The organism is Roseateles sp. P1_C6, from assembly GCF_056406315.1.
Map to the genome: position 1 here is coordinate 515,060 of NZ_JBFUAK010000004.1, position 16,128 is coordinate 531,187.

The following is a 16,128-nucleotide window of genomic DNA, read 5'->3' on the forward strand; positions in this document are numbered from 1 at the left end:
GGCGTGGCGCACTGCGCTAACCTTCGGCGCCCCTCAACCGTGGAGTCATGTGATGCGAACCCTCTTGCGCGCGCGCTGCGTTTGCGTGCTGCTGATGCTGGCTGCCACCGCTGCCAGCGCCGCGGAAATCACCAAGGTCGGCGTGATGTCGGTCCTGGGCGGCGAAGTGCAGCTCGTCATCCGCGCGCCGACCACGGGCACCCGCGTCGATCGCAATGCGAAGGAAGCGCTCAAGGTCAGCGGGTTCGAGAAGTTCGTGCTGCTGGAGGTCGTGCAGAGCGCCCGTCGCGCAGGCCTGCCCGAGCCGCTGGTGCTGGCCCGGCCCGCCAATGGCAGCACGCCCTGGCAGCGCGACCGCCAGGCGGTGCTGGTCACGCGGCCGCTGCTGGAGGCCGCGCAGGCGGCCAAGTTGTCGCACCTCGTGCTGATCCAGCCCGCGCGCGCCGAGGCCAAGCTGCAGATGTTCAGGACCGCGACCGGCGCCGGCCAACTCGAGGGCCTCGGCTTTTACGTCGACACGGCGCTGGAGGTGCAGCGCGTCGACAACAACCAGTGGAGCGTCGGTTTCCTGGCGCCCTACGCCTATTTCGACATGTTCCTCGTCGACGTCGCGACGCTGGACCTGCAGGCCGAGTACCGGGCCCGCGCCAGCACATCTGCCGTCGATCCCGATCGCCAGGGCAACGACCCCTGGGAGGCGCTGTCGAACGAACGCAAGGTCGAGATCTTGCAATGGTTGATCCGCGAGGAGGTCGACAAGGCCTTGCAGGGCTGGGTGAAGCCGGGCGCGGCATCGGCGCCGGGCAGGTGATGCCGCGCGTCTGACGGGCCTGTCAGGCGCCGGCCGCTGCCTGCCTAGAATCGGCGCGATCTCCGGAGTCCCGCATGACCAGCCCCCACACCACCGACGTCTCCCACATCGCTCCGCGCGAGAAGGCCGAGATCCTTTCGCAGGCCCTGCCTTACATCCGCCGGTTCCACGGCAAGACCATCGTCATCAAGTACGGCGGCAATGCAATGACCGACCCGGCGTTGCAGCAGGACTTCGCCGAGGACGTCGTGCTGCTCAAGCTCGTCGGCTTGAACCCGGTCGTCGTGCACGGCGGCGGCCCGCAGATCGAAGGCGCGCTGAGCCGCCTGGGCAAGAAGGGCGAGTTCATCCAGGGCATGCGTGTCACCGACGAGGAGACGATGGAAGTCGTCGAATGGGTGCTGGCCGGCCAGGTGCAGCAGGACATCGTGGGCCTCATCAACGCCGCCGGTGGCAAGGCCGTGGGCCTGACCGGCCGTGACGGCGGCATGATCCGCGCGAAGAAGCTCAAGATGCTGGACAAGGACGACCCGGCCAAGGAACACGACGTGGGCCAGGTCGGCGACATCGTCTCCATCGACCCCAGCGTCGTGAAGGCGCTGCAGGACGACCAGTTCATCCCCGTCGTCAGCCCCATCGGCTTTGGCGAGCACAACGAGAGCTACAACATCAATGCCGACGTCGTGGCCGCCAAGCTGGCCACGGTGCTGCAGGCCGAGAAGCTGTTGATGCTGACCAACATCCGCGGCGTGCTGGACAAGAACGGCGAGCTGATGACGGAGCTGACGCCGCGCCGCATCGACGAACTGGTGGCCGACGGCACGATCAGCGGCGGCATGATCCCCAAGATCGCCGGCGCCATCGATGCGGCCAAGAGCGGCGTCAACGCCGTGCACATCATCGACGGCCGCGTGCCGCATTCCATGCTGCTGGAGGTGCTGACCGACCAGGCCTACGGAACGATGATTTCGTCTCGATGAGACGACATGCTCGTTCGGCGTCGGAGCCGAAGGCGAGGACTGGCGATGGTCAGCTCACGGTGAAGTCGCGCGAGCGCGTTTGGCTTTTCGATCTCGACGACACGCTGCACAACGCCTCGCATCGCGCCTTCCCGGCGCTGAATGCGTCCATGACGGCCTACATCGAGACCCACCTGGGTCTGCCGACCGAAGCGGCCGTGGCGTTGCGCCATGGCTACTTTGCGCGCTACGGCGCAACGCTGACGGGGCTGCAGCGCCACCACGGCGTCAAGGCCGCGCACTTCCTGCACGAGACGCATCTGCTGCCGGGGCTGGACGCTCACCTGCATGGCCACGCCCACGACCTGGCCGCGCTGCGCCGCCTGCCGGGCCGCAAGTTCCTGATGACCAACGCGCCGCTGGCCTATGCGCAGCGCGTGCTGGCTGCCGTGGGGCTGCGCGATGTCTTCGAGGGCCTGGTGTGCGTCGAGGACATGCGCTGCTTCGGCCAGTCCCGCCCCAAGCCGGACGCGCGCATGTTCCGCATCGTGCTGGCGCGGCTGAGACTGCGGCCCGAGCAATGCGTGCTGGTCGAGGACACGCTCATCCATCAAAAGAGCGCCCGCGGCCTTGGCATGGCCACCGTCTGGATGCAGCGCTGGCTGAAACGCGCGGGCGCGGCGCGCCTGCACCGGCGGCCGGTCTACGTGAGCCGTCGGGTGCGCTCGTTGGTGGCGTTGGCACGGTCCCCCCACTTCTGAAGGAAGACGCGAATGGCCGACGGGGTATCCTCCCCCGAGAATCCAGCATCCGCGCATTTGAAGAGCCCACAGAGTCAATGACCCCGTTCTCGGTCCTGATCGTCGAAGACCAAGCCCGCTTCCGCGAGGCTTTCACGCATGCGCTCGGCAGCGTGCCCGACATCGAACTGCTCGGCATCGCACCGGACCTGCCCCAGGGCCGACGCATGTTCGACCAGCTGCAGCCCGACGTGCTCCTCGTCGACCTGGACCTGCCCGGCGGCAGCGGCATCGAGCTGATCCGCCATGCGGCGCAGACGCGGCCGCAGTGCGAGGTCATGGTCATCTCCGTGTTCGGCGACGAGCAACACGTGGTGGCCAGCATCGAGGCGGGCGCCACCGGCTACCTGCTGAAGGACAGCCTGGCGCTGGACCTGCCCGGCCAGCTGCGCTCGCTGCGCGCCGGCGGCAGCCCGATCAGCCCCATCATTGCCCGCCGCCTGCTGGTGCGCCTGGCGCCCGGCGCGCAAGGGGCGACCGGCCCGTCGCCCGAGGCCATGGCGGCCACGCTGGCCGACGAAGAGGTCGTCGCGCTGTCCGAGCAGGAGTCGCGCGTGCTGCACCTGGCGGCCAAGGGCTTCACGTTCGACGAGATCGCGCAGTTCATGCAGGTGTCGCCGCACACGGTGATGACCTACGTGAAGCGGGTCTACCGCAAGCTGCACGTGCGTTCCAAGGTTGAGGCCATCTACGAAGCCCGTCGCCTGGGCTGGCTCAGGGACTAGCATCCCCGCATGGACGCCGCCCAGCCCGCCGACAGCCCGCCCCCAGGTACGACCCCGAGGAAGCGCCCCAAGCCCGGCGAGCGCCGCACACAGATCCTGCAGGTGCTGGCCGGCATGCTGGAGCAGCCGGGCGCCGACCGCATCACGACGGCGGCGCTGGCCGCCAAGCTGGACGTCAGCGAAGCGGCGCTGTACCGCCACTTCGCCAGCAAGGCGCAGATGTTCGAGGCGCTGATCGACTTCATCGAGAGCAGCGTGTTCGGCATGGTCAACCAGATTGTCGAGACGCCGCTGCCCGGCCAGGCCGCCCGCATCGCCAGCGTGCTGCTGCAGTTCGGCGAGAAGAACCCGGGCATGACGCGCGTGATGGTCGGCGACGCGCTGGTCTACGAGAACGAGCGGCTGACGGCGCGCATCAACCAGTTCTTCGACCGCATCGAGTCCTCGCTGCGCCAGGTGCTGCGCGCCACGGCCGAGGCGCAGGGCGCCCTGACGCCCACCGTGCAGGCCAACGCGCAGGCCTCGGTCTGGGTCAGCTTCATCGTCGGCCGGCTGCAACGCTATGCGCGCTCGGGCTTCAAGCGCCTGCCCACCGAACAGCTGGAAGCTTCGCTGAAGAGCATCGGCTAGGCAACGTCGGATGGGCCGGGGCGCGTACCGCTGGCGACCCACTCGACGTCGCCTTCTACACTGGCGGCATGTCCGCCGCTCTTGAGTCCCTGATCGCCCGCGCCGAGGGTCTGCTGACCCGCCTGGAAGCGGTTCTGCCCCACGCCGCCACGCCGCCCGACTGGGCTTCGTCCACCGCCTTTCGCGCCCGCCGGCGGCACGGTTCGCTGTGCCTGGAGCCGGTGCGTGCCATCAGCCGCATCCGCCTGTCTGACTTGCAGGAAGTGGAGCCGCAGAAGGAACGCCTGCTGCGCAACACGGCCCAGTTCGTCGTCGGCCGGCCGGCCAACAACGTGCTGCTGACGGGCGCCAAGGGCACCGGCAAGAGTTCGCTGATCAAGGCCGTGCTGAACGAGTTTTCGGACCAGGGCCTGCGCCTCATCGAGGTCGACAAGGCCGACCTCGTGGACCTGCCGGACCTCGTCGAGCAGGTCGCCCAGCGCCCGGAGCGCTTCGTGGTTTTCTGCGACGACCTCAGCTTTGACGAAGGCGAGGCCAGCTACAAGGCACTGAAGAGCGTGCTCGACGGCTCCGTCGCCGCGGCTGGCGACAACGTGCTGATCTACGCGACCAGCAACCGCCGCCACCTGCTGCCCGAGAAGATGGTCGACAACCTGGCCGGTACCCACGGTGAGCATGGCGAGATCCATCCGGGCGAGGCGGTCGAAGAGAAGATTTCGCTGTCCGAGCGCTTCGGCCTGTGGATCAGTTTCTATCCCTTCAGCCAGAACGAATACCTGGCCATCGTGGCGCAGTGGCTGCGTCACTTCGGCCTGGACGACGCGGCCATCGCCGGCGCGCGCCAGCAGGCGCTGATCTGGGCGCTGGAGCGCGGCTCGCGCTCGGGCCGTGTGGCCTACCAGTTCGCGCGCGACATGGCAGGGCGGGCGCCATGAGCGAAAGAGAGATCACCGAGGTCGCGGTGGGCGTGCTGGTTGCGCCGGACGGCCAGTTCCTGCTGACCTCGCGCCCCGAAGGCAAGGTCTACGCCGGCTACTGGGAATTCCCGGGCGGCAAGGTCGAGGCCGGCGAGAGCGTCGAGCAGGCGCTGGCGCGCGAGCTGCGCGAGGAGCTGGGCATCCAGATCGGCGCTGCCCACCCGTGGCAGATGCTGGTCATGGACTACCCCCATGCCCGCGTACGGCTGAACTTTTGCAAGGTGTACGACTGGCAGGGCGAGTTCCAGATGCTGGAAGGCCAGCAGATGGCTTGGGCCAGCCTGCCGGTGCAGGTCAAACCGGTGCTGCCCGGCACGATTCCCGTCCTGAAGTGGTTTGCCGAGGAGCGCCAACATGCCGGCGCCACTCACCTAGACTGAAGTCATGAGCAGCAGTTGGTTGAATTCGGTGAAGTGGGATGACCACGGCCTGGTGCCCGTCATCGCCCAGGAGCAGGGCACGGGCGACGTGCTGATGTTCGCGTGGATGAACCGCGAGGCGCTGTCGCTGACGGCCGAGCGCGGCCAGGCGGTCTACTGGAGCCGCTCGCGCCGCAAGCTCTGGCACAAGGGCGAGGAGAGCGGCCACTTCCAGCAGGTGCACGCCATCCGCCTGGACTGCGACAACGACGTCGTGCTGTTGACCGTGACGCAACTGGGCCACGAGCCCGGCATCGCCTGCCACACGGGCCGGCACAGCTGTTTTTTCCAGAAACTGGAGAACGGCGTCTGGACCGCCACCGAGCCGGTGTTGAAAGACCCCGCCAAGATCTATGAGTGACGACATCCTCGCGCGCGTCGGCGCGGTCATCGAATCGCGCAAGGGGGCCGACCCCGGCACCAGCTACGTCGCCAAGCTCTTCGACAAGGGCCTGGACGCCATCCTGAAGAAGGTCGGCGAGGAAGCCACCGAGACGGTCATGGCCGCGAAGGACGGCGATGCGCAGAAAGTCGTCTACGAGGTGGCCGACCTGTGGTTCCACAGCATGGTCGCGCTGGCGCATTTCGGCTTGAAGCCTGAGGATGTGCTGAATGAACTGGCCCGGCGTGAAGGACTGTCCGGTCTGACCGAATTCGCCCAACGAGGACAGCAGCAGCCATGAGCCACTCCGACCCCAACTGCCTCTTCTGCAAGATCGTCGCCGGCCAGATCCCGAGCAAGAAGGCCTACGAGGACGAAGACGTCCTCGCCTTCCATGACATCCACCCCTGGGCGCCGGTCCATGTGCTCATCATCCCCAAGCGCCACATCGCGTCCATGGCCGACGTGACCGAGGCCGAAAGCCAGCTGCTGGGCAAGATGGTGGCGCTGGGCCCGAGGCTGATGAAGGAACTGGGTGTGACCAATGGTTTCCGCCACGTCATCAACACCGGCCCGGACGGCGGCCAGGAGGTTTATCACCTGCATTTGCACGTGATGGGCGGCCCCCGGCCCTGGTTGAAAGGTTAGGGGTTGGCCCTCACCTAGAATTTGAGCCAGTCCTCAAGGAGTAAGCATCATGGGTTCATTCAGTATTTGGCACTGGCTGATCGTTCTTGTCGTCGTCATCGCGATCTTCGGCACGAAGAAGCTGCGCAATGTCGGCTCCGACCTGGGCGCGGCCGTCAAGGGGTTCAAGGACGGTGTGAAGGACGGCGGCAGCGACGCGCCGGCCGCCGGCACGCCGGCGCAGCAGGTCACCGCGAACAAGGTCAACGACCCCAACACGGTCGACGTCGACGCCAAGACCAAGTCCTGAGCCTGACGAGTGCTTGATTTCGGCTTTGACAAGCTCGCGCTGATCGGCGCGGTGGCCTTGATCGTCATCGGCCCCGAGAAGCTGCCGCGCGTGGCGCGCACGGTGGGCACCTTGCTGGGCAAGGCGCAGCGCTATGTGGCGGACGTGAAGGCCGAGGTCAACCGCTCCATCGAGCTGGAGGAGCTTCAGAAGATGAAGTCCCAGTTCGAGACGGCGGCGCGCGATGTCGAGCAGAGCGTGCGGCAGGAGGTGGACTCGGCCACGCAGGCGCTGGATCAGACCTGGCGCGACGTGACCAGCGATTCGTCGTACGAGACGTCGTCCATCGCGCCGCCGTCGCCCGCGTACCGTCACCCGAAGAAGAACTGGCGCCTCAAGCGCGGAGCGACGCCGATGTGGTTCAAGCAGAAGGCCGGCGTGAAGCGCCACACCCAGTCCGGCGCCGCCCGCGTGGCGCGCTTCCGGCCTCCCGGCATCCGTTGATGAGCTCCTTCCAGAAACCCGACCACGACGAGCTCGCCGGTACCGAACAGCCCTTCGTCTCCCACCTGATGGAGTTGCGCGACCGGCTGTTGCGGGCCGTGCTCGCCATTGCCGTCTGCTTTGGCGTGCTGTGCCTCTACCCCGGTCCCAGCCAGTTGTATGACTGGCTGGCTGCGCCGCTCGTCGCCAACCTGCCCGAAGGCACCAAGATGATCGCGACCAATGTCATCGCGCCCTTCTTCGTGCCGATCAAGATCACGATGCTGGCCGGCTTCATGCTGGCGCTGCCCATCGTGCTCTACCAGGCCTGGGCCTTCATCGCGCCGGGCCTGTACTCGCACGAGAAGCGGCTGGTGATGCCGCTGGTCGTGTCCAGCACACTGCTGTTCTTCAGCGGCGTGGCCTTCTGCTACTTCTTCGTCTTCAAGAAGGTCTTCGCCTTCATCCAGAGCTTTGCGCCCAAGAGCATCACGGCGGCGCCCGACATCGAGGCCTATCTGGGCTTCGTGATGAACATGTTCATCGCCTTCGGTGCGGCCTTCGAGGTGCCGGTCGTCGTCGTCGTGCTGGTGCGCATGGGCATCGTGTCGGTGGAGAAGCTGCGCGAATGGCGCGGCTACTTCATCGTCGTCGCCTTCATCGTCGCGGCTGTCATCACGCCGCCCGACATCGTCTCGCAGCTGGCGCTGGCCATCCCGATGTGCCTGCTGTACGAGGTGGGCCTGTTCGCGGCCACCCATTTCGTGCGCCACACCAAGGCACCGGAAGACCCCGCCGAGAGCTGATCAGTCCTCTTCGCCGGCCCGTTGCGGTTTGGGCCGCTGTGCGACGGCGAGCTGGAAGCTCAAGGCCTTGCCGCCGCGCTGCACGCCCACGTCGACCTTGCTCAGCGGCTTCAGCGCCGCGACGCTGGCCAGCAGCTCGGCGGGCGACGCGACGGCATGCTCGCCGATGCGGGTCAGCACATCGCCCGGCCGGATGCCGGCCTTGGCGGCGGGTGCGTCGTTGACGACGCCGCCGATCAGCACGCCCTTGGCATCGCCCAGCTTCAGCGCCTCGGCCAGCTCGGGCGTCAGCTCGCGCGTCTGCACGCCGATCCAGCCGCGCGCGACGACGCCGTCCTTCAGGATGGCCGCCGCCACTTGGCGGGCCACGTCGACGGGAATGGCGAAGCCGATGCCCAGCGACCCGCCGCTGCGCGAGAAGATGGCTGTGTTGATGCCGATCAGCCGGCCGTCGGCATCCACCAGCGCGCCGCCCGAGTTGCCGGGGTTGATGGCCGCATCGGTCTGGATGAAGTTCTCGAAGGTGTTGATGCCCAGCTGGTTGCGGCCCAGCGCCGAGACGATGCCGGACGTGACCGTCTGGCCGACGTTGAAGGGGTTGCCGATGGCCAGCACCACGTCGCCGACCTGAAGGCTGGCCGCATCGCCGAGCCGGATGGCGGGCAGGTCGGGCAGCTCGATCTTCAGCACCGCGATGTCGGTCTCGGGGTCGGTGCCCAGCAGCCTGGCCTGGGCCTGGCGGCCGTCGCTGAGCTGCACCTCGATGTCGGACGCGCCCTCGACGACATGGTTGTTGGTCAGCAGCACGCCGTCGGCCGAGATGATGACGCCGGAGCCCAGGCCGAGCTGCGGGCCGCCGCGCGGCTGGCGCGGGCCGAAGGGGAAGCCGAACAGCGGGTCACGCGCGCGGCCCGCCGCACGCGGCGGTGCCTTGCTGGCCGTGATGCTGACGACGGCCGGCGCGGCGGCGCGGGCCGCCAGCGCGAAGCCCGCGCGCACGACGGAGGCGGCGGGAGAGGGCGGTGAGGCGGGCAGAGCGATCTCGCGCGCCGTCGCGGCGACGGGGGCATCACGCCAGCGCGCCGCCTGCAGCCAGTGCGGCTTCAAGGTCGTGAGGACGAAGACCACGCCCAGGGCCACCGTGACCGCCTGCGCGAAAATCAGCCAAAGCCGCTTCAACACCCTCATCCTTCACAAGCCATGACCGACCGCGCCGCGCTGGAACTCCGACTGAACCAGTTGCTGGAGCCGGGACGCTTCAAGGATTATGGGCCGAACGGTCTGCAGGTCGAGGGCCGTGCAGAGGTGCGCCACATGGTGTGCGGGGTCACCGCCAGCCTGGCGCTGATCGATGCGGCCATCGCCGCCAAGGCCGATGCCATCCTGGTCCACCACGGCCTGTTCTGGCGTGGCCAGGACGGTCGCGTGACCGGGTGGATGAAGCAGCGCCTGGCGCGGCTGATCCAGCATGACATCAACCTGTTCGCCTATCACCTGCCGCTGGACGCGCACCCGACGCTGGGCAACAACGCCCAGCTCGGTGCGCGCTTGGGCTGGACGGCCGATGCGCGCTTTGGCGAGCAGGACCTGGGCTTCAGCGCGGCCGTGGCACCGACCGATCTGGACGCGCTGACGGCGCAGTTGCGCGACGTGCTGGGCCGCGACGTGACCAGCGTGCCGGGCGACGGCCGCCCGCTGCGCCGCGTCGCCTGGTGCACGGGCGGGGCGCAGGGCTATTTCGAGGGGGCCATCGCGGCCGGCGCCGACGTTTTCATCACCGGCGAGATCTCCGAACCCCAGGCGCACTACGCGCGTGAGACCGGCGTGGCCTTCATCGCCGCCGGCCACCACGCCACGGAGCGCTACGGCGTGCAGGGCGTGGGCGCCCAGGTGGCCCAGGACCTGGGCCTGAGCTGGCAGTTCATCGACGTCGCCAACCCCGCCTAGCCGGCGTGGGCCAGCGCGTAGGCGATGGCCGCGCGCACCGCGGCCACCTGGGCCTGGACGCATTCTTGCGGCGTCGTGCGCGGGCTGTCGGGATAGACCTCGGTCGTCGTGCTGAAGCGCGCGCCGGTGATGGCGGCGCACAGGCCGCGCCGGCTGACCGCAAAGCTGATGACGCCCGGCGACTGCAACGGTGAGCCGATGATCAGGCCGTTGGCGTCTGCCGGGGCGATGTGGGTGACCTGGGCGACCGCATCGATGACGGCACGCTGGAACGCGGGCTGCGGTTGGTCGATGTCGTCGACGAGGTAGAAGCCATCGGGCACCGTGTCGGGCGTGAAGGCTTCGCCATCGCGCGACGCCAGCGCCGGCCGGAACTCCGACTCGTCCGTGTCGGTCGTCTCGTGCAGGTCGATGTGCATCAGCACACGCCCGCGCAGCGGCGCCAGCAGCGCCACCAGCGCGGTCGACTCGCCCACGGGGCTGCCCGGGCGGAAGTTGCGGTTGGGGTCCAGCGCGTCGCGGTTCCAGCGCTGGATGCGCTCGTAGGCCCAGGGGCTGACGCAGGGCACGACCAGCAGGTTGGCGCGGCCGGTCGTCTCCAGCCCATGCTGCCGGACGAACTCGAGCGCGCCATGCACGCCGCTGGTCTCGTAGCCATGCACGCCGCCGGTCACGACGAGGACGGGCAGGTCGTCGCGCCAATCGCGGCTGCTGATGGCCAGCAGCGGGAACTGCGCGCCGTCGTAGTTCAGCGCGCCGTACTCGTTGACGTCGAAGGCCTGCCGCAGCGGGTCGATGGCGCTGAGCACGTCGTCGGCATAGCTGCGTTGCCGCACGACCTGGGCCCGCCAGGCGGCGACGTCGGCCGCGCCCCACGGTTGTCCCGGCGTACCGATGGAATAGAAGTGCATGTCGGTCCTCGTTGAGATGCGGTCAGGGGCGAGTCTTCTCGCTGGCGATCCACGCGGTGATGCGCTGCTCCAGCATCGCCAGCGGCATGGCGCCCTGGTCGATGACGGCCATGTGGAAGCGGCGCTGGTCGAACCTGGCGCCCAGCTGGGCCTCGGCACGCGCACGCAGCTCCTGGATCTTGAGCTTGCCCATCATGTACGACAGCGCCTGGCCCGGCTGGGCCAGGTAGCGGTCGACCTCGGCCGTCATGAAGGTCGCGTCATGGCCGGTCTGCTCGATCATGTAAGCGATGGCCTTGTCGCGTGGCCAGCCCTGGGCATGCAGGCCGGTGTCGACGACCAGGCGTGCGGCGCGGAACATCTGCGCCTGCAGGTGGCCGAAGCGCGTGTAGGGGTCGCGGAACAGGCCGATCTGCGGCCCCAGCGTCTCGGCGTACAGCGCCCAGCCCTCGCTGAACACCGAGTACTGCGATTGGCGGCGGAAGTTGGGCAGCTCGGCAAGCTCGACCTGGCGCGAGATCTGCAGGTGGTGGCCGGGCACGGTCTCGTGCGCCACCAGCGTCTCCATCGCCCATTTGGGCCGGCGCTTGAAGGCGACCGCGTTGGCGTTGAACCAGCCGGCCGTCGTGCCGTCCAGCGCCGGGCCGTTGTAGTTGTCGGCGGCGCCTTCGCCGGTGTACGCCGGCATGCCGCGTATGCCATAGGGCGAGCGCGGCAGCTGCGTGAAGAGCTTGGGCAGCTCCGGGTCGATGCGCTTGGCGATCTCGCGGTAGCCGGCCAGCAACTCCTCGCCGCTGTGGTTGAAGAACCTGGGGTCGCTGTAGAGGAATTTCTTGAAGGCGGCCAGGTCGCCGTCAAAGCCTGCCTCGGCCTTGACCTTCTCCATGTCGGCGCGCAGGCGCGCGACCTCGCGCAGGCCCGTCGCATGGATGTCGGCGGCCGCCAGCGGCAGCGTCACGTGGCGCAGGATCAGTGCTTCGTAGGCCTTGTCGCCGCCCGGGTAGCTGCCCAGCGAGCCGCTGTCGGGCGCCTTCGCGGCCAACTCGTCCTTCAGCACGGCCAGCAGCCGCCGCTGGGCCGCGTAGAAGTGCTCGCGCAGCGCTGCCTGGCCCTGGGCCTGCAGCGAAGCCTTGGCGGCAGCGTCCACCGTCATGCGGGTGAAGGGCTCGTAGGCCGGGCTCTTGGTGACGTCCTCGGGCAGCTGGCCCTCGATCTGCGCGATGGCCCGCGCCAGCACGGACTTGGGCGTGACCCAGCCCAGCGCCACGCCGCGGCGCAGGATGGCGATCTCCTGCTCGACCCGCGTCGGGTAGGCGGCCAGCCGCGCCAGCCACTGCCTGACCTGGGCCTCGTTGTTGACCGGCACGTTGCGCGCCAAGCCCGCCAGCGCCGACTGCGCGCCGCCCAGCGTGCCCAGTGTCAGCGTGCGCCAGCCGGGGTGGGCCTGCAGCGCGACGTCCTGCTGGTAGCGGTGCGCGAACAAGGCCAGCGAGATGCGGTCGGTGTCGTTCAATGAGCTCGCGTCGACGGCCCGCGCGCGGGCCAGCATGTCGCGGGCGAAGTCGTCGCGCGCGGCCAGGCCGCCCTCGCTGCGGTCCGCGAGCCTGTCGTTGAAGCGCAGGTCGCCGCGCAGGCTGGCCAGTTCCGGCGCGGCGCGGGCCTCGGCCTCCCAGGCCTCGTCGAACAACGCCTGCAAGGCCTGGTGGGCCTTGGTGTCGGCCGCGCGGACCGGTGCGGGCAGGTGCAAGGCGATGACGACGGCGACGAGCAGCAGGCGCAAGGGCATCTCCAGGGCGGGCAGGGTGGGCGCGCAGTCTGCCAGCGCGGCCGCGGGGGTGATGAAAGAATGCCGCATGACCCCGGATAACTCCCTAGAGCCGCCCCTCCTCGTCAGCATGGGCGACGCCTGCGGCATCGGCCCCGAGATCATCGCCAGCCTGTGGCGGCGAGATGCGGCGCAGGGTGCCGTCGTCGTCGGCGATGTCGCCGTGCTGCGGCAGGCCGTTGCGGCGACCGGCGGCGGCCTGGCGGTCGCACAACTGCACGCGCCCGACGAACTGCACCGCGTGCCGCCGCACTGCCTGCCGGTGTGGCAGCCCCAGGGCCTGCCGGCGGACCTCGTCGACGTGCCGCTGGGCCGCGTCGATGCCCGCGCCGGCGCGGCGGCGGCGCTGTGCATAGAAGCGGCCGTGGGCCTCATCCAGGCCGGCCAGGCGCGCGCCCTCGTCACCGCGCCCATCCACAAGGAGGCGCTGCATGCCGCTGGTTCGCCCTATCCGGGCCACACCGAGATGCTGCAGGCGCTGGCGGGCGGCGTGCCGGTGCGCATGATGCTGGCCAACGAGGAGCTGCGCACGGTGCTGGTCACCATCCACTGCTCGCTGCGCGATGCGATCGCGCGCGTCACCCGGGCTTCCGTGCTGGAGACGCTGCGCATCACCGGCGTGGCGTTGCAACGCATGGGCATCGCGGCGCCGCGCATCGCCGTGGCCGGGCTCAATCCGCATGCGGGGGAAGGGGGCCTGTTTGGTGACGAGGAGATCCAGCACATTGCGCCGGCCATTGCCGATGCCCGCGCCGAGGGCTGGGATGCCAGCGGCCCGTTCGCGCCGGACACCGTCTTCATGCGCGCGCGCCGCGGCGAGTTCGATGTCGTCGTTGCGATGACGCATGACCACGGGCTGATCCCCGTCAAGTACCTGGGCGTGGAGCAGGGCGTCAACGTGACGCTGGGCCTGCCGTTCGTGCGCACCAGTCCCGACCACGGCACGGCCTTCGACATCGCCGGGCGCGGCATCGCCGACCCGTCCAGCCTGAGCGCAGCGCTGGCGATGGCGCGGCGCCTCAGCGCCGCAGTGGTGGCCTAGCGGCCGCCCAATGCGGCCAGCTGCGCGCGCGTCCGCGCCGTCGCGCGCTCCAGCAGGTGGGCGTGCTCGAAGGCGCGCATGCGGCCGGCCTCGCAAAGCTTCTTCAGCATGCGGGCCGTCATCGTCACCGTCTCCTGATGGCGGTTGCCGTGCGTGAAGATGAAGAAGCTGCGGCCCGCGCTGATGTGGGCCAGGCGCATCTTCTGCCACTCGTCGCCGGTGTGCATCTGGTAAGCGAAACCGAGCTCCATGTTGTCGACCAGCAGCGCGCCGCTGCTGGGCTCGGGCGCGCTCTCTGCCGCCGGCAGGCCTTCGATGGAGATGTCGACGGCTTCCAGCGGCGCGGTGGCCGCGTCGTTGCCTGACAGGTCCAGGTCCAGTTCGCCATTCCAGTCGACACCGGACTCCTCGACCAGGCCCAGGCTCTTGGCCTCGGCCGGCGTCAGGCGCTGGCTGGCGTCCAGGTCGCCGGGGAGGGTCTCGCCGGCCATGGGCTTGGCGAGGTCGGCCTCGGCCGGCGGCGGGACACCGAAGATCTGGTCGAGCTGGCGCACGAGCAGGTTGGTGTCCAGCGCGCTCGGCGCCTGGCCCTTCAGCGACTCGGCGTGAGCCGGCAGCAGTGCGCCGAAGAAGTCCTTGCGCGGCCCGTCCGGCCAGCGGATCAGATCCAGCCCCTCGTTGAGGGTGCGCATCAGGTTGGGCAACTCGCGCAGGAAGTCGGCGCGCGCGGCGGTGCCGCCCTTGGGCTGCACGCTCATGACCAGGCCGCGGCCCAGCGTGCGCAGGCGCAGCGCGCGCTCGGGTGCGCCTTCGCGCGAGGCCAGCACGATGGCCTGGCTCCAGACCTGGGCCAGGAAGTTGCGCAGGAAATCCTGCATCGGCACCTTGGCCAGCGCCTGCTGCAGTTGCAGCGCATAGCGCTGCTGCAGGCGCAGGTCGGTCTCGCGGCGCTCAACGACGGCGGCGGCATCGCCGGCAGCCTTCAGCGTGTTGCGTGTCTGGTCGGCGATGAAGCTTTCCAGCGCATCGAGCTTGGCCGTGTAGACGTCCATGCGATCGAAGTCGCCGCTGGCCACGTCCTGCACCAGGTCGCGCACATGGGCCAGGAAGGAGCGGCCGGGGTCGTCGCTGAAGTCGTCGAAGGCGCAGGCCAGCGAACCCATGCGGTTGACGAATTGACGCACCGGATGGCGGCGCGACGAGAAGAAGGTTTCGTCGCCCAGCGCGACGCGCAACACCGGCAGCTGCAGCCGCGCGAGCAGGCGCGCCATCTGCGGCGGCACCTTGGGGTCGGACAGGATCTGGTCGAACAGGCTGCTGACGACGTCGATGACCATGTGGTCCAGCCGGCCCGTGGAGGCCTGGCGCAACTCGTCACGGTGCTGGTGGATCAGGTTCGTCGGCAGGGGCAGCTGGCCCCAGGCGCTGGGCTCGCCGCTCAGCGTGTCCAGGCCCATGCGGCTGGAATAGCCGTCGTGGCCCGATTCATAACCCACGGGCGCCTGCGCGAGGCGGCGCAGCAAATCCATCATCTGCGGGTCGACGCGGCCCATGCCGCCGCCACCGCCACGGGCGCCGTATCCGCCGCGCCCGCCGCCGTGGCCCAGGCCGCCGTGGCCCGAGCCGCCGTGACCGGTGTTGCCGTAGCCCGAGCCGCCGCCGTAGCCGCCGCCGCGGGTCGACATGCCGCCGTGGCCGGAATCCAGCTCCGCCGGCTGGCTGGCGGCACCCAGGCCACCGTGGCGCGACATGCTGCCGTCCGGCGTGGCGCGCACGCGCAGGTCCTGCGGGCGCAACCCCCGTGAGCGCAGCAGTTCGGCGATGTCGGCGTAGCAGCCGCGCATTTCCTGCGCCAGCGCGCGCGTCAGCTCGTCCGTCAGCGTCTGGCGGGTGACCGGGTCGTCGGTGATGGCCTGGACGGCGTCCAGCAGCGCCTGGCCTATCAGTTCCGGCCGCAGCGGGTTGCGGTCGCCGACCTGGATGCCGGACACATAGGACTCGACCTCGCGCAGCTCCCACTCGCTGTGGTGGCCCAGCGCCAGGCCGATGCGGTCGGCCGCGACCAGGTTGTTGACCTGGTCGTCGTCCATCAGCGACAACTCGCCCCAATCCTTCTTCTTGGTCACCGGAGCGACATCCGGTTTGGTATCGGTCTGTTCGGCAGCTACCTGCTTGCGCAGGCTTTGCACGAAGCGCTGCGAGAACACGCCTTGTTGCTGGCGGAACACGAATTGAGCCGCGAGCAGCGTGTCGCGCCGTTTGACCTGGCCGGCGGACAAGGCCGACAGGCCCAGGCCTTCCGCGCAGCGCTCCGCAGCCTGCTCGCCCGCAAGGCGGATGCGGGTCAGGGAGGCTTCAAGGTGCGGATTCAGGCGTATCTCGGGCGCGTTCATCAACAAAATGGCACAAGCTGCGCCGAAAGTATCGCGCCTGCAACAAGCTGGGGTTTTCAGCGAGTTGCCAAATTCGTGGCAAAAAAAAGCCCGGTAACCATT

The 16,128-nt window shown here is 69.1% G+C and carries 19 protein-coding genes; 15 read left to right on the plus strand and 4 right to left on the minus strand.

Annotation, left to right across the window (positions count from 1 at the left end; genetic code table 11):
* Positions 1-52 precede the first annotated feature (52 nt).
* The 13 genes from AC1D29_RS11100 to tatC all read left to right on the plus strand — a co-directional run bounded on the left by AC1D29_RS11100 (position 53) and on the right by tatC (position 7,908).
* A complete protein-coding gene (locus AC1D29_RS11100) occupies positions 53-811 on the plus strand; it encodes a hypothetical protein (RefSeq protein ID WP_477897167.1) in 759 nt (252 codons plus the stop codon).
* Between the two features lie 74 nt (positions 812-885).
* Positions 886-1,791 carry an acetylglutamate kinase gene (gene argB, locus AC1D29_RS11105; RefSeq protein WP_477897169.1) on the plus strand — a complete coding sequence of 302 codons (906 nt, stop codon included), beginning with the start codon at positions 886-888 and terminating at the stop codon, positions 1,789-1,791.
* Between the two features lie 59 nt (positions 1,792-1,850).
* Positions 1,851-2,531 (plus strand): pyrimidine 5'-nucleotidase, encoded by a 681-nt coding sequence (locus tag AC1D29_RS11110; protein ID WP_477897171.1) that lies wholly within the window; start codon positions 1,851-1,853, stop codon positions 2,529-2,531.
* Positions 2,532-2,608: 77 nt separating this feature from the next.
* Entirely contained in the window at positions 2,609-3,295 is a 687-nt protein-coding gene (locus tag AC1D29_RS11115; protein ID WP_477897173.1) for a response regulator, read from the plus strand.
* A gap of 9 nt (positions 3,296-3,304) precedes the next feature.
* Complete coding sequence (slmA, locus tag AC1D29_RS11120; protein ID WP_477897175.1) at positions 3,305-3,925, plus strand: nucleoid occlusion factor SlmA; 621 nt, start codon at positions 3,305-3,307, stop codon at positions 3,923-3,925.
* A 68-nt stretch (positions 3,926-3,993) separates the two neighbouring features.
* The gene (locus AC1D29_RS11125; RefSeq protein WP_477897177.1) at positions 3,994-4,860 is read left to right on the plus strand and encodes an ATP-binding protein; all 867 of its coding nucleotides are present in this window, start codon (positions 3,994-3,996) and stop codon (positions 4,858-4,860) included.
* The gene (locus tag AC1D29_RS11130; RefSeq protein WP_477897178.1) at positions 4,857-5,282 is read left to right on the plus strand and encodes an NUDIX domain-containing protein; all 426 of its coding nucleotides are present in this window, start codon (positions 4,857-4,859) and stop codon (positions 5,280-5,282) included. The genes AC1D29_RS11125 and AC1D29_RS11130 overlap by 4 nt, the downstream gene beginning before the upstream one ends.
* Positions 5,283-5,286: 4 nt before the next feature.
* Positions 5,287-5,682 carry a phosphoribosyl-AMP cyclohydrolase gene (hisI, locus tag AC1D29_RS11135; protein WP_477897180.1) on the plus strand — a complete coding sequence of 132 codons (396 nt, stop codon included), beginning with the start codon at positions 5,287-5,289 and terminating at the stop codon, positions 5,680-5,682.
* The gene (locus AC1D29_RS11140) at positions 5,675-6,004 is read left to right on the plus strand and encodes a phosphoribosyl-ATP diphosphatase (protein WP_477897182.1); all 330 of its coding nucleotides are present in this window, start codon (positions 5,675-5,677) and stop codon (positions 6,002-6,004) included. Before hisI ends, AC1D29_RS11140 begins: the two co-directional genes overlap by 8 nt.
* On the plus strand, positions 6,001-6,351 hold the full coding sequence (locus AC1D29_RS11145) for a histidine triad nucleotide-binding protein (protein ID WP_477897184.1): 351 nt from the start codon (positions 6,001-6,003) through the stop codon (positions 6,349-6,351). The genes AC1D29_RS11140 and AC1D29_RS11145 overlap by 4 nt, the downstream gene beginning before the upstream one ends.
* Positions 6,352-6,400: 49 nt before the next feature.
* The gene (gene tatA, locus AC1D29_RS11150; RefSeq protein ID WP_477897186.1) at positions 6,401-6,640 is read left to right on the plus strand and encodes a Sec-independent protein translocase subunit TatA; all 240 of its coding nucleotides are present in this window, start codon (positions 6,401-6,403) and stop codon (positions 6,638-6,640) included.
* A gap of 9 nt (positions 6,641-6,649) precedes the next feature.
* Positions 6,650-7,123, plus strand: coding sequence for a Sec-independent protein translocase protein TatB (gene tatB, locus AC1D29_RS11155; RefSeq protein WP_477897188.1), 474 nt, complete (start codon positions 6,650-6,652; stop codon positions 7,121-7,123).
* Positions 7,123-7,908, plus strand: coding sequence for a twin-arginine translocase subunit TatC (gene tatC, locus AC1D29_RS11160; protein WP_477897190.1), 786 nt, complete (start codon positions 7,123-7,125; stop codon positions 7,906-7,908). Before tatB ends, tatC begins: the two co-directional genes overlap by 1 nt.
* Here tatC and AC1D29_RS11165 read toward each other — a convergent pair whose 3' ends face one another.
* Positions 7,909-9,087, minus strand: coding sequence for a S1C family serine protease (locus AC1D29_RS11165; RefSeq protein WP_477897192.1), 1,179 nt, complete (start codon positions 9,085-9,087; stop codon positions 7,909-7,911).
* Positions 9,088-9,108: 21 nt separating this feature from the next.
* On the opposite strand from AC1D29_RS11165, the gene AC1D29_RS11170 reads away from it, so the two are divergent.
* Entirely contained in the window at positions 9,109-9,855 is a 747-nt protein-coding gene (locus tag AC1D29_RS11170; protein ID WP_477897194.1) for a Nif3-like dinuclear metal center hexameric protein, read from the plus strand.
* Here AC1D29_RS11170 and AC1D29_RS11175 read toward each other — a convergent pair.
* Entirely contained in the window at positions 9,852-10,766 is a 915-nt protein-coding gene (locus AC1D29_RS11175; RefSeq protein ID WP_477897196.1) for a M14 family metallopeptidase, read from the minus strand. The two genes, AC1D29_RS11170 and AC1D29_RS11175, sit on opposite strands and share 4 nt — an antisense overlap.
* A gap of 22 nt (positions 10,767-10,788) precedes the next feature.
* Positions 10,789-12,621, minus strand: a complete 1,833-nt coding sequence (locus AC1D29_RS11180) for a DUF885 domain-containing protein (RefSeq protein ID WP_477897198.1) — start codon at positions 12,619-12,621, stop codon at positions 10,789-10,791.
* Between AC1D29_RS11180 and pdxA the strand changes: the two genes are divergently transcribed.
* Positions 12,620-13,633 carry a 4-hydroxythreonine-4-phosphate dehydrogenase PdxA gene (gene pdxA / locus AC1D29_RS11185; RefSeq protein ID WP_477897200.1) on the plus strand — a complete coding sequence of 338 codons (1,014 nt, stop codon included), beginning with the start codon at positions 12,620-12,622 and terminating at the stop codon, positions 13,631-13,633. The two genes, AC1D29_RS11180 and pdxA, sit on opposite strands and share 2 nt — an antisense overlap.
* Here the strand turns inward: pdxA and AC1D29_RS11190 are convergent.
* Complete coding sequence (locus AC1D29_RS11190) at positions 13,630-16,026, minus strand: DUF1631 family protein (protein WP_477897202.1); 2,397 nt, start codon at positions 16,024-16,026, stop codon at positions 13,630-13,632. The two genes, pdxA and AC1D29_RS11190, sit on opposite strands and share 4 nt — an antisense overlap.
* Positions 16,027-16,128: the final 102 nt, after the last annotated feature.